Genomic DNA, 18,056 nt, shown 5'->3' on the forward strand with positions numbered 1-18,056 from the left:
ATTTATTACTTTATTCGATTTAGCAGAGAGTCAGGCGGGGTCGTATCAGTATCGGCCCTGCTCTCGAATTGGTGAAAAGCTGTGTGTGGAAAACGTGAAAAAATCCGCCGATTCAACGGCATGTTTCAGCAATATGCCGCCTAATAAGGCATTGTGTTTCAATCTTCAAATGGGTTCTTAGCGTTCAGGACTGCTGCAGTGTCCGCTCCGAACTGTGGCGGAGCCGTCCGGTAGGTAACCGGTGTCCGCGACAATTTCAGCGGGTTTCCGATCAGTTTTACCTCGGCCGGGGCAGCCTGCATCGCGATCTGCATTTGCCGCGCCGCGACCTGCTCGGTGTCAAAAACCTGATCCAGGGTCTGGACCGGCCCAACTGGTACTTTGCGTGCCTCAAGTTCTGCGATGACGGTTGTTGTGTCATATGACTGAACCGCAGGGCGCAATAGGGCGTTCAACGCATCCCGGTTTTCCAGCCGCGCCGGATTCGTCGCAAAGCGGACGTCATCCGCCAGATCAGGTTGGTCGATGAATTCGCAGAACCGGCGGAACTGACTGTCATTACCTACAGCAAGGATCACATGGCCATCGGCGGTTTCATAAACGTCATATGGAACAATATTTGGATGACCATTCCCACGGCGTTGTGGCACATTGCCGGATGTCAGATAATTCACGCCTTCATTGATCAGCCACGCAATCTGGGAATCGACCAGAGCCAGATCAATTTGCTGTCCCTCTCCGGTCTGGTCCCGGTGGCGCAATGCTGCCAGAATGCCAACGCAGGCATACATACCGCACATGACATCAGCGATACCAACTCCAACTTTCATCGGCGCCCCTTGGGGATCGCCGGTCAGAGACATGACACCGCCATAGCCCTGTGCCATCAGATCATATCCGGGCTTTGATGCGTTAGGCCCATCCTGCCCGTAGCCTGAGATCGAACAATAGACGAGGCTAGGGAATTCCTGCGAGAGCGATTTATAATCCAGCCCGTATTTCGCAAGCCCGCCTGGTTTGAAATTCTCGATCAGGATGTCCGCAAACGAGGCCAGCCGCCGAATTTCCGCCTGACCTTCGGGTGTGGTGATGTCGATGGCGACCGATTTCTTGTTGCGGTTGGCTGACATGAAATAGGCACTAAGATCCGATGGAACCCCGTCGGCATCTGCGACATAAGGTGGGCCCCACTGGCGCGTGTCGTCCCCTTTAGTGGCAGGGTTTTCGATCTTGATAACGCTGGCACCCAAATCGCCCAGCAACTGTGTGCAGGTCGGTCCGGCCAGAATGCGGGACAGGTCCAGAACCTTGACGCCCTTCAGCGGCCCTTCAGATCCGGCCATCATATCCTCCGCGGTCAATCTCAGCAGCGATTACGGTGAACCTATCAGACTTGGTTGCCGCTTCCAGAGCATCCCTCAGTTCGGCGCGGGTGCGCACCGTGTGACCATTCCCACCGAAGGCCCGGCCCATAGCTGCAAAGTCGTGGCGGTCGAAATCGACGCCTACGTTCCCCATTTGCCGCTGACGCTGTTTCAATTCGATCAGGGCAAGGCTGGCGTCAACGAACACCAGGAAAATCGGGTTACCACCCATCTCGGCAACGGTCGACAGTTCTCCGGCGACCATCAGGAACCCGGCATCACCGGAAAAGCTGATGACCGGGCGCGTGGGTTCGGCCAGCTTCAGCCCGATGGCCATTGGCAGAGCGCAGCCCATGGTGCAGAGCGCCGAAGACTGGATCAGCCCGCGTTCTTCGGAACATCCCCACATCTGGCTGAGAAGGATGCGATGTGCGCCGCTGTCAGCGGTGGCCAATGTCTCGGCAGGAAGAGCCGCGCGGGTTTCCGCAATTACCGCGGCGGGACCCCACACATCATCAGTAGGGAAGGCTCGCGCCAGGGCGGCCCGAACCTGTTCGGGTTCGCCGCCGGGCCAGGTGGCGCGGGCAGGGTTGCCCTTTGCAATGGCCTCGAGGGTCGCGCCGGTATCAGCCACCAGGTTCAACCCGGCCTGATGCATGTAGTGATCGTTCGGAACCGCCGAAATGTCGATGACGCGCTTTTCTTCGGGGTCCCATATCTCGCGCCAGCCTGGGCGCATTTCGATCGGGTCATAGCCCAGACACAACACCAGATCGGCCTGTTCAACCAGCGGCACCAGATGGGTGTCAGCCAGCGGCGACAGGCCCGCGCCGCCAAGGCACAGTGGATGATCCTCGGGAACCACGCCCTTGGCCTTGTAGGTTGTCACAAAAGGAATGCCAAAATGTTCAAGGAACGCCTGCACCACATTGCGCGAGTCGTCATACAGAACATCCAGGCCGATAATCGCAATGGGCCGTTCGGCCTGTGCCACCCAGCGGCGGGCTTTTTCAACGCAATCCCCCTCGGGCGCGACGGCGGCAGGTTTGACAATACGGCGGCGTTTGACATCGGTCACAGGCGCATCCGCAACCGAAATCGGCACGTCGATATGCACCGGTCCTGGGCGCGGCTGATTGGCGAGCGACACCGCTTTGTCTGCGATAATATCCGCGCCTTTGGCGGTCAGCAGGAACGTCCCTTTGGTGATCGAGCGATAGACCCGTGCGTGATCCATGACCTGATGGGTGTATGTCAGCGCCTCATCTGCGTCGACACAGCCGGTCAGCACGATCATTGGCACCCGGTCCTGCAACGCATTGGCGACCACATTGATCCCGTTCATCGCGCCTGGGCCGAGTGTGGCCACCAGAATGGCCGGGGCGCCGTCGCGGTGATGCACCGCCTCGGCCATAAAGCCGGCCGCGTTCTCGTGTTTGGTCAGGTGAAAGGTTATCCCCGCCTTTTCCAACGCATCCACTAGGGTCAGCACCTCGCCACCTGGCATGCCAAAAGCGTGGCGGCAGCCAGCCTCATAAAGCCGTTGGGCCAGAATGTCCGCAGCGCGGGGCGACGAGTCCTGCATCAGTAAAGCTCCGAAAACTGTTTCAACGCAGATTGCGGAGGACAGACCCGGACGCAAGGCGCATCACGCCAGTGTGACTATTTGACAGCGGCTTCGGCCACGATCTGAAAGGTGTCATCCAATTCCTGGGCAATGTCCCTCAGGGGGTCTCCGCCCTCATAGATATAGGGCGCGAATACAAAGCTGGGCGTTTTATAGGATAGGGTGGCGGTGCCGTCCTCGTTTTCGGTCACGTAAAACCGGATCGGTGCTTCGATCATTGCGCGCACCGAGGTTTCCAGCACGCGCACCGCATAGTCATTGTTGAAGGCGCCGATCACCAGATTGCCTGGGATTGTAATTCCCCGCGCGGCGGCGGCTTTGGTGGGGCCGGCCTGCGTGACCACGATCAGACCGTTTGCCTTAACCGCCGATTTGGTGTCCGAGACCAATTCATCATAGCTTTTGCCCGTTGGATACACGGCCCATCCCGAGAGCGGTTCGTCGGCCCAGGCGGGCAGGGCCAGCAGGGCGAAGACGGTCCAAAGCAGTTTCATCCAGAGGCTTCCTTTTAAGGTGTCTGCAGAAATCCTGCCAGAAATGTGAGAACGTCGCACTCACAATCTTGTGTGCATTCGGGATTGCGCCGCGCCGCTTAAAGCCGCAGAAACGGGCGCAGGACGAAGGGAAAGGTCTGGATCGGATGCGCCTGATGATCTGCAAAACCTGTGGCACCGCACGCGATCGGGCGGCCGAGGTGCAGGCTGTGAAGGACGCACTGAAAAGGGCTGGATTGACGGATCAGGTCGAATTGAGCGAACACGCCTGTTTCAGCAGCTGCGCGGAACCCACGGCGCTGGCTATACAGGCGCTGGGGCGCGCATCTTATGTGTTTTCGGGTGTCGATGTGGTGGCGGATGCTGCGGATATCGCTGAAACTTGCCGTACTTACCTGAACAGCCCGCAGGGCTGGATCGAAGACGCCCGACCCTGCGGGCGGCTTCGGATGTGTTTGCGTGCGCGTATTCCGGCGCTTTAGTCAACCTGAACCGTAACCGCAGCACGAACCGGCACGTTATCGACCGAAAGCGGGCTATGGCTGTTGGAATTCAGCGAAACCGAAACCTCGACCTCACCTTTGGGCAACTGATCAATGTGCATCCAACTGCCGTAAAGCCGGGCGAGCTTTTCTCCGTTGATGTAAACATGCGCGTGCCCTTCGCCTGCCATGTCTGCGGTCGATGCGTTCTGCGGTGCGAAGGTAAAGTTTTTTGGCATAACATGCAGGTTCCAGCCAGACATAGGATCCTGTGTCAGAGCGATGTCCAGTGTAGGTGCATCTGTGCCTGCCGGTAGGTTCAAGGCCGTGGAATGATCGTGGGCCATGGTCTCAGTGGGTGAGGCTCCGTGAAGAGACGGATCAGAATGGTCGTGGCCATCAAATGTGACGCCGTTTGCAGCAGCAATTACAAATCCTGTACCGCCGCCAAAGACCAGACCGATCACGAATAGAGCAAGTGAACGGGTCATTGTATTTCCTTGAAAACATAGGGAAACGCGCCAAGTTTACCCCCAGCGCGTTCAATCGAAGTGCGATCAGGCCGTTGCTTCGGAAGGTTGCGCTTCTTTCTGCCAGAAATAGCCAGCGAACGCGCCAACCAGAACCCATGCAACCAGACCGATTCCAAAAGCTCGTGCCGCGAACAACGCGCCAATTTCAGTCGGCACAGGGCCGGTGAAAACATCGGGCTCGGGTGCACCAATAAGATGTGGCACCAACAGAAGTACCGCGGCGATCACATAGCTGATCAGGTTACCTCCAAAGGCGATCAACCACATGGCGACAAGGGCTGCTGCAACTGTTGCGAACCACCAGACCTGACGTGCATAGACATCGGCTGCTGCGACACCCGGCACTTCGGGCGCAAGGGTGAAACCTGGTGCAAGGTGGAAAGCGATAAATCCGGCCAACCCCCAAAGAACGCCGGTCCGGCCATCAATCTGATGCCCTTGACCTTCGGCTACCGACATCAGCGCAACCATCACCAGCGCATAGCCGGTATAGGTCAGCATAGTAAAGATGACACTCAGAGCATCACGCGTCAGTTCAGAGAACATGCGCGGCAGCTCGGGATGAGCCGATACGGTCTCGCCCCCGAAATGCACCAGCTCTCCGGATTCATAAAGCTCGGCATGCAACAATACTGGTTGCACAAATACCAACTGCAGCAAGGCGGCAATCAGCCCCGCTGCAGCACCAGCGAACAACGCGCTGGTCAATATACGACTGAACACGGTCTTAGTGGCAGGGGAAGCCGGTCGCGTGACGCACGTCATGCGCTGCATCATGCAGGGCCGCTGCCTGAACGTGACCGGTCAGCGTGATGAGGCCCAGACCCAGAACCACTGCAAACATGACCGGAACAAAGCCTGTAAGCGCGGCGGATGCTGTTTTCGTTTGTGTTGCCATTTTGTATTCTCCTCTGCCGCCGCACCCGACGGCCGGTGTTTCGTTTTTTCGCCTGGCAGGTCTCCTGGCTTGCGGGTCGATGCCTCTGTTCGCCTTCCCCCCGGATAACCGGGAGTGGCTGGTTGAACAGGGGCTCTCCGCTTACAGTCGCGGGGGCGGCTTTGGAGTTGACCACCGAGGCAGTCGCACCAAATTCCCTCTTAGCATCCGGATTTCTCCGGCAGGACCAGACACCCCCATTTAGCCGCTATAGCTGTGGCGGTGCAATCATCATTTGCGACGTATTGTGTCAGATTATGCGCTTTTTCAGCAAATAAATATCCATGATCCAACCATGGTCGGCACGGGCATGGGCGCGGCGGTCCAGAATCTGCTGGGCAACCTCGGCCAAAGGGCCTTTGATCAGGATTTCCTCTTTCATGCCGACATATGCGCCCCACCAAATGTCCAAGTCTTCCATGTCCAGGTTTTGGAATGAACATTCACCATCCAGCATCACCGCCACGTTTTCTGCGGTTTCCGGCCATCCTTCGTCCCGGATGCGACGACCAGTTGTGACGATATAGGGCGCGCCCAGTTCGTTGATCGGAATCGCATGGGCCGCCGTCAGCGCTTGAAGCGCTGTGATGCCGGGAATCACGCGTGTTTCTGGCTGAGGGGTCAAACGTGCCGCGATTCGCAGCGAACTGTCATACAGCGACGGATCCCCCCAGATCAGCAGCGCCACATGGCGGGCCTTCGGGTGGGCTGCGATGGCCTCCTGCCAGCGCAATGCAATCGCGTCGTGCCATTCGTCCACTCCGCGTAAATAGCCATCATCGGCACGGCGTTTGGGAATGTCGAAATACGCGATTTGCGGAGGAGTATCCGCGACCTGAGCGATGATCTGCTCGCGCAGCCCTGCCAGATCGGCCTTGTTTTCGCCCTTGCGGGGGATCAGGATCAGGTCCGCCGAACGGATCGCCTGCGCCCCTTGAAATGTCACATGATCCGGGTTGCCGGTGCCAATACCGATCAGCGTCAGGTCAATCATTTTCGAACTCTGCCAGAGGTCCATACAGAATCAGGGCCGGGGCGGTGCCGATCTCCGTTTCCAACTGCTGCGACAAGGCACCGATGGTCGAGCGTTGCAGCTTTTGTTCGGGGGTCGAAACGGATTCGGCCATCAATGCAGGCGTGTCCAGCGGTAGGCCGTGCGAATGCAGGGCGCCAACCAAAAGGGGAAAGGTGCGCTTGCCCATAAATACGACGGTCGTAGCCTGTGTATCAGCCAGTGCTGCCAGGTTCAGATCTTCGGGCAGTTTGCCACTGACATCGTGGCCGGTGACGAATTGCACGCGCCGCGCGGTCAGTCGCCGGGTCAGCGGAATGCCTGCCGCTGCCGCCGCCGCTACCGCCGAGGGGATGCCGGGGATGATTTCATAGTCGATCCCGGCCTCTTGCAGGGCCACCAGTTCTTCTTCAAGCCGGCCGAACATGCCGCCATCACCGGATTTCAGCCGCACGACATGCTGACCGGTTTGTGCATATTCGACCAACAAGCGGCTGACGTGATCCTGCTTGGGCGAGGGGCGCCCGGCGCGTTTGCCGACACCAACCAGATCAGCATCCTCGCGGGCGTGGCTCAGGATCGGGCCGCTGCTGAGGTCGTCAAACAGCACCGCATCAGCTTTCTGCAACCTGTCTACCGCCTTCAGCGTCAGCAATTCCGGGTCGCCGGGGCCTGAACCGATGAAGGACACAAAACCACTCATGCCGAGGCCTCGGCGATCAGATGAAAGAATGTCCCGGTGACATTGTCTCGCACCGATCCGGTTTGCGGGCCTTCCGCGCCTTCGGCGTCGAACACGCGCGCCAGCGGGGCGTCAGGCTGTTCGATGATCGAGGAATAGTGGAACTCATGCCCGCGTAGCGCTGTGCCTTCGGTAAATCCGGCCATCGAGGCCAGTAATTCCGCCTTGCGATAACCCAGGTTGAACTTGCGCTTTTCATAGGAGGTCACAAGGCCCAGAAGGCCCGCCATTTCGTGCCGGACTCCGTCTTTGTCGATCAACGCCTGACCCAGCGCCATGTAGCCCCCGCATTCGCCATGCACAGGTCTTGTCTCGGCATGTTTGCACAGCCCAGTCTGGAAGGTGTTGGCGGCGGCCAATGTGCCTGCGTGCAACTCGGGATACCCACCCGGCAGCCAGACCAGATCGACATCCGGGGCAGGGGCTTCATTCGCCAGTGGTGAAAACGGTAGGATTTCTGCACCCGCCGCGCGCCAGCCTTCCAGCAAATGCGGATAGGTGAACGAAAACGCAGCATCCCGGGCCAGTGCGATCCGCTGCGCCGGAGGGCGGGGCAGCACGGCTGACGATGGCCTATTTGGGCTTGAGGAAGCCGCCCGCTTGATCGCCTCCAGATCGACATGTTCACGCAGGAACGCAGCATAGCCGACAATAGCGCTTTCCAGATCGGGATGTTCCACTGCCTGGATCAAACCTAAGTGCCGCTCGGGAAGTGTCAGGTCTCCGCGTCGTGGCAGAACGCCCAGAACCGGCAGGCCTGCACGTTCCATACCCAACCGGGTCAGACGCTCGTGGCGCGGGCTGGCGCAGCGGTTCAAAATTACCCCGGCAAAGGGCAGGTCGGGGTTGTACATCCGAAACCCCAGCGCCGTGGCTGCAGCTGATTGCGCTTGACCGCCGACATCCAGAACCAACACCACAGGCCAGCCCATACGCTGCGCGGTTTCCGCGCTAGATCCATGGCCAATCTCACCGGGTTTGGCGACACCGTCGAACAGACCCATCGATCCTTCGGCTACGACGATATCCGCGCCGTCAGCCTGTGCCGATATTGCGTTCAGCAGAGGATCGCCCATCGCCCAGCTGTCCAGATTGAACGAGGCGCGCCCAGCCGCCGCCCGGTGAAAGGCCGGGTCGATATAGTCAGGGCCGCTTTTGAAAGGTTGAACGGTCAGGCCATCCTCGGCCAGCGCACGCAGCAGGCCCAGCATCACGGTGGTCTTGCCAGTCCCCGAAGACGGTGCCGAAATCAGAATGCCCGGAGGGTTAGTCATCACCATGGCTCCAGCTTGACCAAGGGCTGTCCGCGCTTTGCGGGCGATACCGGCGGTCGTAATCCTTTGAATACAGGCAGCTTTCGTCAAACCCTTCACCAGCGAGTGCTGGACCCACCATGATCAGCGCTGTGCGTGAGATGCTCTCGTCCAGCGCGTCTTTCAGCGTCGCCAGCGTCGCACGGATGATCCGCTCGTCGGGCCAGCTGGCACGATAGACCACGGCCACCGGGCATTCGGCGCCATAGGCCGGGGTCAGATCGGCGATCACAGTGTCCAGATTGCCGATCGACAGGTGGATGGCCAGCGTCGCCCCGGTACGGGCAAAATTCGCCAACGTCTCGCCCTCGGGCATCGACGATGCGCGTCCCGGTGTCCGGGTCAGGACCACTGATTGCGCAAGTCCGGGCAGGGTCAGTTCCGTGCCCAGTGATGCGGCCGCAGCGGCAAAAGACGGCACGCCGGGGGTCACGCTGACCGGGATGCCCAGCTCTTTCAGGCGGCGGATCTGCTCGCCCATCGCGGACCAGACCGACAGGTCGCCGGAATGCAGTCGCGCAACATCTAGACCGGCCTGATGTGCGGTTGCGATTTCGGCCATGATCTGGTCCAGATCCATCGCCGCCGTGTTCACGATCTTGGCGTCGTCGGGGCAATGGTCCAGAATTTCCTCTAGCACCAGCGAACCCGCATACAGGCAGACCGGGCAAGCGGCGATGATATCGCGCCCCCGCAGGGTCAGCAGGTCGGCGGCGCCCGGTCCAGCGCCAATGAAATGAACGGTCATGTCTGTCCTCCGATGGCGATGGCGCAGGTGGCCAGCCGGTCGTCTGAAATCTGTCTGGGTGAGATCAGCCGCGCACCAGTTCCGGCGGCGGCAAGGGCGGATGCTTCGGCCACGCTGCCGGTGCCATATGTGGCGCGGCTGCGGGTCGAGCAGGTGAGGGTGCGCTGCCCGGCCAGATCGGCGGGGGCAATGAAATGCAATGGCAGGGCAATGGCCGAGGCGAAATCTGTCAGCGCGGCGTGGCCTTCCTTGTCGGCAACCGTGGCCAGCGCGTCCACAGATTGGCCGATACTGGCCCGATCATAGGCGGCGCGCAGGCTGTTCACCGTGGCGGTCGAGGAAAATCCGATGCCTGCGACGATCATAGCGTGACGCTCCATTGCACCACCGGATAGGCCGATTTCCAACCGCGCCGCGGCCCCAGGGCTGAAGCCTGTGCCAGTTCGATCCGTAGCAGCTCACCGCCCAGCATATTCTGCCATTGCGCCAGCAGAGCTTCGCTCTCCAGTGTCACAGCATTGGCCACAAGCCGCGTTCCAGATGGCAGAGCCGCTTGCAGCCATTGCAGCAGCTCACTGCTCAGCCCGCCGCCAATGAAAACCACATCGGGCAGGGGCAGGCCGTCCAGCGCATCCGGGGCGGTGCCATGCACCACCTGCAGCCGGTCCTGACCCAAAGCGTCGGCATTGCGGCGAATACGCTCGGCGCGGTCTTCGCGGGGTTCGACCGTCGTGGCGCTGAGCGTTGGATCACACATCAGCCATTCGATGCTGATTGACCCGGTGCCGCCGCCAATGTCCCACAGATGCTCGTCCCGCTGCGGGGCCAGCGCCGATAGGGTCAGCGCACGGATAGGGCGTTTGGTGATCTGGCCGTCGGTCTCAAAAATCTCATCCGGTTTGCCAGAGGCGCGCGGAAAGGCCTGCCCGCCGCCAGCAACCTCGAGCCCGACGCAGACCGGGTGATCGAACCCACCCAACAGCGCCTCAGTCAGCGAGACACTGCGCGCCCGTTCGCGCGGGCCACCCAGGGCCTCCATCACATGTAGGTGTGTGTCGGCAAAGCCGGTGTCAGTCAGATAGGTGGCAAGTTCCGTCACGGCCTTACCATCGCGCAACAGCAGAATCGCGCGCAGGCCGGGGGCCAGATGCGGGCGCAGCCGGGTCAGCGGGGCCGCGTGCAGACCAAATGTCTGCGTGCTTTCCAGCGGCCAGCCCAACCGCGCAGCGGCCAGCGAAAACGTCGATTGGCCGGGCAGGGCGGTCCATTCACCGGCCTCGAAATTCCGCGCGATCACGGATCCGGCGCCGAACCAGAACGGATCGCCCGAGGCCAGAACCACGGTTGATCGCCCGCGAAAACCGGTCAGGATCGGCAGACCATCGGCAAAGGGCACGGGCCATTCCACCTGCTGGGCCCCGAAATCGGGAACCAAGGACAGGTGTCGCGGTGGCCCCATGATGATTTCGGCGCGTTCCAGCACTTGACGGCTTGCGGGGGGCAAGCCATCCAGTCCATCTTCGCCCAAACCCAAAACGGTCAGCCATGGAGCTTCAGACATGTCCAACCTCCTGATATTGGGCGGCACGACCGAGGCCAACGAGCTGGCAAAAGCCATAGCTGAGCGGGGTATTCCCGCGACCTACTCCTATGCAGGACGCGTGGACAACCCGCGCCCGCAACCTCTGTCGGTGCGTATTGGCGGGTTCGGTGGGGCCGAAGGGCTGGCGAAATATATCCATGACCACAGCATAAGCCACGTGATCGACGCTACCCACCCTTTTGCCGCCGGGATGAGCCATAACGCGATTGAGGCCTGCCATGCGGCGCAGATTCCACTTGTTGCGCTGACACGGCCCGAATGGGCACCGCAGCCCGGTGACACCTGGCTGCGCGTCCCGGATATCGCCGCAGCGGTGGCCGCTTTGTCCGGTAATCCGCAGCGCGTGTTTCTTGCGGTCGGGCGCATGCATCTCGAAGATTTCGTCAGCCAGCCCCAGCACCATTACCTGTTGCGGCTGGTGGATGAACCCGATGTCCTGCCCTTGCCGAATTGCGAGGTTGTCGTGGCGCGCGGACCCTTTGCCGAGGCTGATGACCGGGCGTTGATGCAGCGCCACGGCACGCAGCTGGTGGTATCCAAGAACGCGGGCGGCGCCGGCGCGCGCGCCAAGCTGGACGCCGCGCGGGCTCTGGACATACCGGTGTTGATGATCGACCGTCCAGCCCTGCCGCAGCGGCTGGAACTGTCGAGCGTTCCGCAGGTTCTGGACTGGCTGGCTCATTCGGGTGTGAACCTCGGCGTATAGACGATGGGATCACCGTCGCGTTCTATCACGCGGGTTAAGGATGAGCCGACGATCACCACGGTCTGCATATCGGCCATATCAGGCGTGGCCTCGACCAATGTCGAAATCCGGATTGCCTCATCCGCCCGGCTGACAGCGCGGGCGAACAGGATCAGCCGCTCGGGTTCACATTCTTCGCGCAGGATTTCCAGCGTTTTGACAAAGCCTTCGGGGCGAGATTTCGAGCGGGGGTTGTAAAACGCCATCGCGAAATCCGCTTGTGCCGCCAGTCGCAGGCGCTTCTCAATCAGAGGCCAAGGTTTGAGGTTGTCACTCAGGTTGATGGTGCAGAAATCATGCCCCAGCGGGGCACCTGCACGTGCTGAGGCCGCAAGCATCGCGGTGATCCCGGGCAGCACCTCAACCGGTAGGTCACGCCATTCACGGGGGCCGTTTTCCAGCGCTTCGAACACCGCTGCTGCCATGGCAAATACACCCGGATCGCCCGAGGATACGACCACTACGCGCTTCCCTTCGGCCGCCATTTGCAACGCATGCTGCGAACGGTCGATCTCAACTCGGTTGTCGCTGGCATGCAGCGTCAGGCCGGGGCGTTCGGCGATGCGCGCGACGTAAGGAATGTAGCCGACGACATCCGTCGCCTCAGCCAGCGCAGCGGTCACTTCGGGCGTCACCAAAGCCTCGTTTCCTGGCCCGAGTCCTGCGATCTTGACCCAACCGCTCATGGCCGCCGCCCTTGTCCGTGAACGATGATGATCGAGAAATACGGAGTGATCCCCTCGCAATTTTCCGACAATTTGCACACGCGTTGATTGGGCATCTGAGCGTATTCCACGATCCAAGCACGGTCATACAAACCGGCCGTCTTCAAGGCCCGCTTCACTTTGTCGATATTGCGCCCGATCTTCATCACTACCAGCGCGTCGGTTTGCGCCATCCGATGTGCAAGATCATCCTCGGGCAATGTGCCTACCAGCACGGTCAGAACATCATCGCCCCATGTGATCGGATCGCCAGTTGCGGTCCATGCGCCGGACATTCCGGTGATCGCAGGCACGACTTCTACTTCAGCTCCGCTGCGTAGGCGATTGTAAAGATGCATGAATGATCCATAGAAAAACGGATCTCCCTCACACAGGACCACCACGTCTTCGCCCTGATCCGACAGTGTCTTCAGATGCGCGGCACAATCTTCATAAAACGCCGAGAGCAGCTCATTGTACCGCGGATCACTCAATGGAATTTCTGTGGTCACGGGGTATTCCATCGGGAATTCCACCGCGCCTTCTGGGATCATGCCATTGACGATCTTGCGGGCCTGACCACTGCGACCCGGTTTGCGGAAAAAGGCCACGTGACGTGCTGTGCGCAGTAGGCGGTCGGCCCGGACGCTCATAAGGTCCGGATCGCCGGGGCCGAGGCCCACGCCGTATATCTTGCCCGCGTTCATTCGGCGCGGCTCGCGATGGCGTTGATGGCTGCGACTGTGATGGCACTGCCGCCGAGGCGGCCCTTGACGATGCAGGACGGCACTGGCTGCGCCTCCCACAGAGCGTCTTTAGATTCGACCGCACCGACAAAGCCCACCGGGCAGCCGATGATGGCCGCAGGGCGCGGGCAGTCGGGGTCTTCCAGCATGTTCAGCAGGTGGAACAGGGCGGTGGGCGCATTACCGATGGCCACCACGGCGCCTTGCAGATGCGGGCGCCACAACTCCAGCGCAGCGGCGGACCGGGTGTTGCTCATCTCGGCAGCCAGCGGACGCACACGTTCGTCGTGCAGGGTGCAGATCACTTCGTTATCGGCGGGCAGGCGGAACCGGGTCACACCCTCGCTGACCATGCGGGCGTCGCACAGGATCGGTGCGCCGTCTTCCAACGCGGCACGGGCCGAGGTCACAAAACCGGTTGAGAAATGCACGAACTCTTCCAACCCCACCATACCTGCCGCGTGGATCATCCGAACGGCGACTTGTTCCTCATCGGCGTCGAACCGTGCCAGATCGGCCTCGGAACGGATGGTGGCAAAGCTTTGTTTGTAGATCGCCGCGCCGTCGGTTTCGTATTCATAGGGCATCAGGAGAAGTCCATGGTCATAAGTGTTTCGGGGCTTAACCCGCGCAGGTTTGGCTCATCTCCCGCGCGGCCTTGTTTGACAAGATCAAATCGACCATCGTGGCCGACCAGGGTGACATCAGCTGGTCCCATGCGCGCGCATCCTTTAGCACAGCCCGAGACATGCAAGTGGCCGGGAATACGCGAGGTCAGCGCGCGGGCGATATCGCGGGTCTCCACCTGCGCCTGCGGGCAGAGCGGGGCGCCGGGGCAGGCGTCAGTGGTCATCAGCGGGTCGGTGCCATCGGTGACGAACGCTGGGGCGGGTATCGCCGCCCCGCCTTCCATCAGGAACAGCCGCCAAGGGGTGACCCGCAGCGCAGAGGCACCGCAGGTCTCAATCAGCCCCGCAAGCCCGCGCGCTGGCAACTGACCGAACGCGGCTCCGTAAAACGCACCCAGCTCCACGATGCCCGGTTCAGGCAGAGCGCCAACATCACCCGGTGCGCTGCCTTGGCATTCTGACGGCAAATCCTGTGACGCAACCAAGCGGGCCATGCGCCGGGCCTCGGGAGTTTGGTGATCCGCGAACCATTCGGCCAGCGCGATCAGGTGGTCGATGGCGATTTTTTCGGTCACGCGACGCCCTGTTTCGGCGCCATCAGCGCGTAGGATCAGCCCGTCGGGGCCTGTCTCCAGCCGGATATCCGCCGAATCCCCGACCAACAGGCGATTTGGTCCGGTGTCGATGGCAAACCCAAACTTGGCTGGTAGCGACGGCAATTCACCCAACCGGTCGATCAGTTCCTGCGTCAGTCGTGCGGTAAGATCGCCGGATTGGTAGAGCGGCGTCACCAGAATATTGCGCCGCACCTCGATACCCGGTTCCGCATCCAAAAGGTTCAGCGCAGCGAGTTCTTCTAGCAAAGGTTGGTGATCGGCCTCGGCCACACCGCGCAGTTGCAGATTGGCGCGGTTGGTCAGGTCAATTGTGCCATTGCCAAACCGGTCGGCAAGTTCGCACAGGCCTAACATCTGCGCAGCCTCAAGGCGCGCCAGCCGCGGCCGAACCCGCACGACCAACCCGTCCCCCGACATCATCGGGCGATGGGCGCCGGGGCACCAGCCCTGAACGATCGGTGCACTCATCCCAACCCCTCCAGATCGGCTCGGATCGAGTTTCGGCGCGTGTTCCACAGGCCAGCCTCGAGCAGCGCACGGAACCGATCCTGCATGGCCTGATGCGCCTGTGGGTTCTTCTCTTGCAGAAAGGCATCAACCTCGGCGTTACCCAGTGTGGCATCGTGGTAGATGTCAAACAGATGCGGTGCAACGGTTCCCGACAGATGGGCAAAGCTTGCCATATGATCCAGCGTTGCCGCGATCTCGGCGGCGCCGCGGAATCCGTGCCGTTGCATTCCTGCGATCCAGTCAGGATTAGCCGCGCGCGCGTGGACAACGCGGCTGATTTCCTCAGACAGGGTTCGGGCGCGGGGGATGTCTGGGTTGGTATTGTCCAGATGGTACAGCTGCGCAGTACCGCCAGTGACTTTCTTGGCGGCGGCAAAACCGGCCTCATGCGTGGCATAGTCATTGGCCAACAGCAGATCGGTTTCGGTCAGGTCCTGAAGGTGAACAAAGCTATCGGCGTGGGCAACGCGTTGGGTAATACCATCGACATCCCGTGCAATTTGCTCGCCCTCAAGAGCGAAGGAACTGGCGTCCAGCCAAGCCTGACCGGCCTGTGTGCGCGCTTCGTCCGTATAGATTTCGGATAGCTGCGTCATGTTCAGGCCATAGCTGCCGGGGGCGGGGCCATAGACACGGGCGGCCGGTGCCTGCCCGGCATATGGGTTCCAGTCTGCTGCCTCGTCCCGTTCACACAATGCTCGCACTGCCTGGCCATACAGCGCAGAAAGCGTCGGGAATACATCGCGGAACAGGCCCGAGACACGCAAGGTCACGTCTAGCCGTGGACGGCTGAGATCAGTGATTGGCAGCACCTCGATACCGGAAACCCGCTCCGACCCCTTGTCCCAAACCGGTTTCACACCCAGCAGGTGAAGCGCCATGGCGAATTCTTCACCCGCAGTGCGCATCGTGGCCGAGCCCCAGAGGTCGACAATCAGCCCCTTGGGGTAATCGCCTTCTTCCTGCAGATGCCGCCGCACTAGTTCCTCGGCCAGTTTGACACCTTGGGTATAGGCCGCGCGTGTTGGAACCGAACGCGGATCGGTGGTGTAAAGATTTCGCCCTGTCGGCAGCACGTCCGAGCGCCCGCGATAGGGTGAGCCAGACGGGCCAGCCTCGATCCGTTTCCCGGCCAGTGCGTCCAAAAGTGATTGACGTTCCGCATGCGCCGAAGGCGTGGCATCAAAATTGCCGGTCACTTCGGGGACGCGGCCAAAGACGTGCAAGCCGTCGCCGAACTGGCTTTCTTTGATGTCGCAGACAAATCGGTCGATACGGGTGATCGCTTCGGCGGTACAGGTTGCCTGATTCAGACCCAGATCGCTTTCCAGACCAATGGCCTGCGCCTCATCCCGTATGTCTTCTTGTAGTCGGTCGCGGCGTTTGGGGTCCAGCCCGTCGGCGTTCGAGAATTCGTCCAGCAGGGATTCCAGCCGCACCATACGGTCCGGCGTGTCACTTGTTCGCATCGGGGGCGGGATATGGCCCAGTGTAACCGCGCCGATCCGGCGCTTGGCCTGTGCGGCCTCGCCGGGGTCATTCACGATAAAGGGGTAGATCACCGGCAGATCTCGGACCAACGCCTCAGGCCAGCAGTTTTGGGACAGGGCGACCGATTTGCCTGGCAGCCATTCCAACGTGCCATGCGCGCCGATATGGATCAGCGCATCCGCGCCATGCCCCTTACGCAGCCAGAGATAGAAGGCAACATAGCTGTGGCGCGGGGTGCGCGAAAGATCGTGATAGTCGTCATCGCGCAGCTCGGGCGTGCCGCGTTCCGGTTGCAGCGCGATCAGTGTCTTGCCCCGGTTCAAGGCGGTAAAGTTGAACGCACCATCGGCAAAAATCGGGTCGTCCTCAGGCTTGCCCCAGATGGATTGCAGATCCGTTTGCAACTGTTCCGGCAAGTCTTCCAGCGCGGTCTGATAGGCCGCGAGCGGCCAAGACAGTCGCGCATCCAGAAGCGTCTCGGCAATCGGCGCGCCAGGTGCGGTGTCATAGCCTTCGGCCTGCAGATCAGACAGCATCGCCTCGGCCGAGGCCAGCGCATCCAGGCCAACCGCATGGGCCATCTGCCAGTCCTTGCCGGGATAAGTCGACAGCACCAACGCTGGGACCTGATCTGGCTTGGGTTTGTCGCTTAGGCGCAGCCAGCCGTCCACCCGATCAATGATCGCCTCAACCCGTTCCGGCTCGGGGCGGTGGGCAAAACGGGAATATTCCAGATACGGGTCGCGCTTGCCCGGTTCCTTGAACGAAGCGATGCCCGCCGAAATGCGGCCATCCACCTCGGGCAGGACCACATGCATTGCGAGGTCGGCGGGGGACAGCCCGCGTTCCGCATCGACCCAAGCCTTGCGGCGTGCGGTGGACAAGGCGACCTGAAATACCGGCACATTGGCGGCGTCCAGCGGGGACGTTCCCGAGGCGCCTTTGCCCGAAAAGGAGGTGGCGTTGATGATTGCCGAGGGGGCCAGCGCTACGACCTGTTCGCGCAGCCAGTCAGCGGCGGTAGGGGCTTTGAGCGACGGCGCAAATAGGCCAACAGCCTGAAACCCACGCGCACGCAGACGGTGGATCAGGGCCGCGACCGGGGCAGTGTCTGCCGAGGTCAGATAGGCGCGATAGAAGGTCACGAGGATGCGCTTGGCATCACCGGCGAATGCGGTATCCGCCGGGATCACACCGCGATCCGGGCACCATACGCCACATTCCGGGATCGTCTTGGCCCCCATCACCGGGCCAGAATAAAGCCCCGCGGCCAGTGCCATTTGCGCCAGCGCAGCCTGCGCTGCGACCTCACCGCCTGTGTCGCAAAGATGCGCCAGCCGCCGCAGGGTTGAAACGGGCAGGGTAGAATAGTCATCCAGCCGCGTATCTTCACGTCCATCCGCAGGCAGCACAGCAACGGCAATGCCCTTGGCTTGAGCCAGTGCCAGAACCTGCTGCAAGCCATAGGACCAGTAGGGCACGCCACCGATCAGGCGGATCAGGATGCCTTTGGCGCCCTCCAGCGTCTGCTCGACATAGGTGTCGACAGAAAGCGGGTGTTTCAGCGCCGTTAGATTGGCCAGCCGCAGGGTCGGCATCCGGCCTTCGGGTCCACCACCACGATGCCAGCCTGCCGCGAAAGCGCCAAGGTCACTGTCGGAAAAGGACAGCACCACCAGATCCGCCGGGCTCTGGCCCAGATCGGTCGGGGTCTCCGTTTCCTCTAACCCATGGCTTTCGCGGAAGACGACGTGCATGG

19 protein-coding genes and 1 riboswitch are annotated in these 18,056 nt (G+C 61.1%); of the genes, 2 read left to right on the forward strand and 17 right to left on the reverse strand.

The features are described 5' to 3' along the window. Nucleotides 1-158: 158 nt before the first annotated feature. From AC2FJ5_RS02600 to AC2FJ5_RS02610, 3 genes are all read right to left on the reverse strand, one after another. Entirely contained in the window at nucleotides 159-1,343 is a 1,185-nt protein-coding gene (locus AC2FJ5_RS02600; RefSeq protein ID WP_142632866.1) for a CaiB/BaiF CoA transferase family protein, read from the reverse strand. Continuing rightward, nucleotides 1,330-2,949 (reverse strand): thiamine pyrophosphate-binding protein, encoded by a 1,620-nt coding sequence (locus tag AC2FJ5_RS02605; protein ID WP_496792378.1) that lies wholly within the window; start codon nucleotides 2,947-2,949, stop codon nucleotides 1,330-1,332. Before AC2FJ5_RS02605 ends, AC2FJ5_RS02600 begins: the two co-directional genes overlap by 14 nt. Nucleotides 2,950-3,026: 77 nt before the next feature. Further along, nucleotides 3,027-3,485, reverse strand: coding sequence for a DUF302 domain-containing protein (locus tag AC2FJ5_RS02610; protein ID WP_271947979.1), 459 nt, complete (start codon nucleotides 3,483-3,485; stop codon nucleotides 3,027-3,029). A gap of 68 nt (nucleotides 3,486-3,553) precedes the next feature. On the opposite strand from AC2FJ5_RS02610, the gene AC2FJ5_RS02615 reads away from it, so the two are divergent. Next, nucleotides 3,554-3,967: a DUF1636 family protein gene (locus AC2FJ5_RS02615; protein ID WP_496705815.1), complete on the forward strand. Its 414-nt coding sequence runs from the start codon at nucleotides 3,554-3,556 to the stop codon at nucleotides 3,965-3,967. Here the strand turns inward: AC2FJ5_RS02615 and AC2FJ5_RS02620 are convergent. The 9 genes from AC2FJ5_RS02620 to cbiE all read right to left on the reverse strand — a co-directional run bounded on the left by AC2FJ5_RS02620 (nucleotide 3,964) and on the right by cbiE (nucleotide 10,813). After that, nucleotides 3,964-4,458 carry a hypothetical protein gene (locus AC2FJ5_RS02620; protein ID WP_496692424.1) on the reverse strand — a complete coding sequence of 165 codons (495 nt, stop codon included), beginning with the start codon at nucleotides 4,456-4,458 and terminating at the stop codon, nucleotides 3,964-3,966. The genes AC2FJ5_RS02615 and AC2FJ5_RS02620 overlap by 4 nt on opposite strands. Before the next feature lie 66 nt (nucleotides 4,459-4,524). Next, nucleotides 4,525-5,223 (reverse strand): CbtA family protein, encoded by a 699-nt coding sequence (locus AC2FJ5_RS02625; protein ID WP_142632874.1) that lies wholly within the window; start codon nucleotides 5,221-5,223, stop codon nucleotides 4,525-4,527. A gap of 4 nt (nucleotides 5,224-5,227) precedes the next feature. Next, nucleotides 5,228-5,398: a CbtB domain-containing protein gene (locus AC2FJ5_RS02630; RefSeq protein WP_496792380.1), complete on the reverse strand. Its 171-nt coding sequence runs from the start codon at nucleotides 5,396-5,398 to the stop codon at nucleotides 5,228-5,230. Between the two features lie 37 nt (nucleotides 5,399-5,435). Next, nucleotides 5,436-5,644, reverse strand: a riboswitch (cobalamin riboswitch). Between the two features lie 43 nt (nucleotides 5,645-5,687). Continuing rightward, nucleotides 5,688-6,431, reverse strand: a complete 744-nt coding sequence (cobF, locus tag AC2FJ5_RS02635; RefSeq protein WP_281971820.1) for a precorrin-6A synthase (deacetylating) — start codon at nucleotides 6,429-6,431, stop codon at nucleotides 5,688-5,690. Then, the gene (cobA, locus tag AC2FJ5_RS02640) at nucleotides 6,424-7,152 is read right to left on the reverse strand and encodes a uroporphyrinogen-III C-methyltransferase (protein ID WP_496792382.1); all 729 of its coding nucleotides are present in this window, start codon (nucleotides 7,150-7,152) and stop codon (nucleotides 6,424-6,426) included. Before cobA ends, cobF begins: the two co-directional genes overlap by 8 nt. Beyond that, complete coding sequence (locus AC2FJ5_RS02645; protein WP_496792384.1) at nucleotides 7,149-8,471, reverse strand: cobyrinic acid a,c-diamide synthase CobB; 1,323 nt, start codon at nucleotides 8,469-8,471, stop codon at nucleotides 7,149-7,151. Before AC2FJ5_RS02645 ends, cobA begins: the two co-directional genes overlap by 4 nt. After that, nucleotides 8,458-9,252: a precorrin-4 C(11)-methyltransferase gene (gene cobM, locus AC2FJ5_RS02650; RefSeq protein WP_496792385.1), complete on the reverse strand. Its 795-nt coding sequence runs from the start codon at nucleotides 9,250-9,252 to the stop codon at nucleotides 8,458-8,460. Before cobM ends, AC2FJ5_RS02645 begins: the two co-directional genes overlap by 14 nt. Beyond that, nucleotides 9,249-9,617, reverse strand: coding sequence for a cobalamin biosynthesis protein (locus tag AC2FJ5_RS02655; RefSeq protein ID WP_496792633.1), 369 nt, complete (start codon nucleotides 9,615-9,617; stop codon nucleotides 9,249-9,251). Before AC2FJ5_RS02655 ends, cobM begins: the two co-directional genes overlap by 4 nt. Next, nucleotides 9,614-10,813, reverse strand: coding sequence for a precorrin-6y C5,15-methyltransferase (decarboxylating) subunit CbiE (cbiE, locus tag AC2FJ5_RS02660; protein ID WP_496792386.1), 1,200 nt, complete (start codon nucleotides 10,811-10,813; stop codon nucleotides 9,614-9,616). Before cbiE ends, AC2FJ5_RS02655 begins: the two co-directional genes overlap by 4 nt. Between cbiE and AC2FJ5_RS02665 the strand changes: the two genes are divergently transcribed. Further along, nucleotides 10,812-11,561, forward strand: a complete 750-nt coding sequence (locus AC2FJ5_RS02665; RefSeq protein ID WP_496792388.1) for a cobalt-precorrin-6A reductase — start codon at nucleotides 10,812-10,814, stop codon at nucleotides 11,559-11,561. The two genes, cbiE and AC2FJ5_RS02665, sit on opposite strands and share 2 nt — an antisense overlap. Here the strand turns inward: AC2FJ5_RS02665 and cobJ are convergent. From cobJ to cobN, 5 genes are read right to left on the reverse strand one after another with little or no spacing between them, the layout of a single operon-like run. Next, nucleotides 11,534-12,286 (reverse strand): precorrin-3B C(17)-methyltransferase, encoded by a 753-nt coding sequence (gene cobJ, locus AC2FJ5_RS02670; protein ID WP_496692417.1) that lies wholly within the window; start codon nucleotides 12,284-12,286, stop codon nucleotides 11,534-11,536. The two genes, AC2FJ5_RS02665 and cobJ, sit on opposite strands and share 28 nt — an antisense overlap. Beyond that, nucleotides 12,283-13,011 carry a precorrin-2 C(20)-methyltransferase gene (locus tag AC2FJ5_RS02675; protein WP_496692416.1) on the reverse strand — a complete coding sequence of 243 codons (729 nt, stop codon included), beginning with the start codon at nucleotides 13,009-13,011 and terminating at the stop codon, nucleotides 12,283-12,285. Before AC2FJ5_RS02675 ends, cobJ begins: the two co-directional genes overlap by 4 nt. Continuing rightward, nucleotides 13,008-13,637 carry a precorrin-8X methylmutase gene (locus AC2FJ5_RS02680; RefSeq protein WP_496788254.1) on the reverse strand — a complete coding sequence of 210 codons (630 nt, stop codon included), beginning with the start codon at nucleotides 13,635-13,637 and terminating at the stop codon, nucleotides 13,008-13,010. Before AC2FJ5_RS02680 ends, AC2FJ5_RS02675 begins: the two co-directional genes overlap by 4 nt. Further along, nucleotides 13,637-14,764: a precorrin-3B synthase gene (cobG, locus tag AC2FJ5_RS02685; protein ID WP_496705830.1), complete on the reverse strand. Its 1,128-nt coding sequence runs from the start codon at nucleotides 14,762-14,764 to the stop codon at nucleotides 13,637-13,639. The genes AC2FJ5_RS02680 and cobG overlap by 1 nt, the downstream gene beginning before the upstream one ends. After that, nucleotides 14,761-18,054, reverse strand: a complete 3,294-nt coding sequence (gene cobN / locus AC2FJ5_RS02690) for a cobaltochelatase subunit CobN (RefSeq protein WP_496792389.1) — start codon at nucleotides 18,052-18,054, stop codon at nucleotides 14,761-14,763. The genes cobG and cobN overlap by 4 nt, the downstream gene beginning before the upstream one ends. Nucleotides 18,055-18,056: the final 2 nt, after the last annotated feature.

This window comes from Ruegeria sp. CDSA221, from assembly GCF_059611825.1.

Bases quoted from the DNA above. Each gene is read 5' to 3' on its own strand.
- AC2FJ5_RS02600 (WP_142632866.1), bottom strand. From the start codon at position 1,343: ATGGCCGGATCTGAAGGGCCGCTGAAGGGCGTCAAGGTTCTGGACCTG.
- AC2FJ5_RS02605 (WP_496792378.1), bottom strand. From the start codon at position 2,949: ATGCAGGACTCGTCGCCCCGCGCTGCGGACATTCTGGCCCAACGGCTT.
- AC2FJ5_RS02610 (WP_271947979.1), bottom strand. From the start codon at position 3,485: ATGAAACTGCTTTGGACCGTCTTCGCCCTGCTGGCCCTGCCCGCCTGG.
- AC2FJ5_RS02620 (WP_496692424.1), bottom strand. From the start codon at position 4,458: ATGACCCGTTCACTTGCTCTATTCGTGATCGGTCTGGTCTTTGGCGGC.
- AC2FJ5_RS02630 (WP_496792380.1), bottom strand. From the start codon at position 5,398: ATGGCAACACAAACGAAAACAGCATCCGCCGCGCTTACAGGCTTTGTT.
- cobF (WP_281971820.1), bottom strand. From the start codon at position 6,431: ATGATTGACCTGACGCTGATCGGTATTGGCACCGGCAACCCGGATCAT.
- cobA (WP_496792382.1), bottom strand. From the start codon at position 7,152: ATGAGTGGTTTTGTGTCCTTCATCGGTTCAGGCCCCGGCGACCCGGAA.
- AC2FJ5_RS02645 (WP_496792384.1), bottom strand. From the start codon at position 8,471: ATGGTGATGACTAACCCTCCGGGCATTCTGATTTCGGCACCGTCTTCG.
- cobM (WP_496792385.1), bottom strand. From the start codon at position 9,252: ATGACCGTTCATTTCATTGGCGCTGGACCGGGCGCCGCCGACCTGCTG.
- AC2FJ5_RS02655 (WP_496792633.1), bottom strand. From the start codon at position 9,617: ATGATCGTCGCAGGCATCGGATTTTCCTCGACCGCCACGGTGAACAGC.
- AC2FJ5_RS02665 (WP_496792388.1), top strand. From the start codon at position 10,812: ATGTCCAACCTCCTGATATTGGGCGGCACGACCGAGGCCAACGAGCTG.
- cbiE (WP_496792386.1), bottom strand. From the start codon at position 10,813: ATGTCTGAAGCTCCATGGCTGACCGTTTTGGGTTTGGGCGAAGATGGA.
- cobJ (WP_496692417.1), bottom strand. From the start codon at position 12,286: ATGAGCGGTTGGGTCAAGATCGCAGGACTCGGGCCAGGAAACGAGGCT.
- AC2FJ5_RS02675 (WP_496692416.1), bottom strand. From the start codon at position 13,011: ATGAACGCGGGCAAGATATACGGCGTGGGCCTCGGCCCCGGCGATCCG.
- AC2FJ5_RS02680 (WP_496788254.1), bottom strand. From the start codon at position 13,637: ATGCCCTATGAATACGAAACCGACGGCGCGGCGATCTACAAACAAAGC.
- cobG (WP_496705830.1), bottom strand. From the start codon at position 14,764: ATGAGTGCACCGATCGTTCAGGGCTGGTGCCCCGGCGCCCATCGCCCG.
- cobN (WP_496792389.1), bottom strand. From the start codon at position 18,054: ATGCACGTCGTCTTCCGCGAAAGCCATGGGTTAGAGGAAACGGAGACC.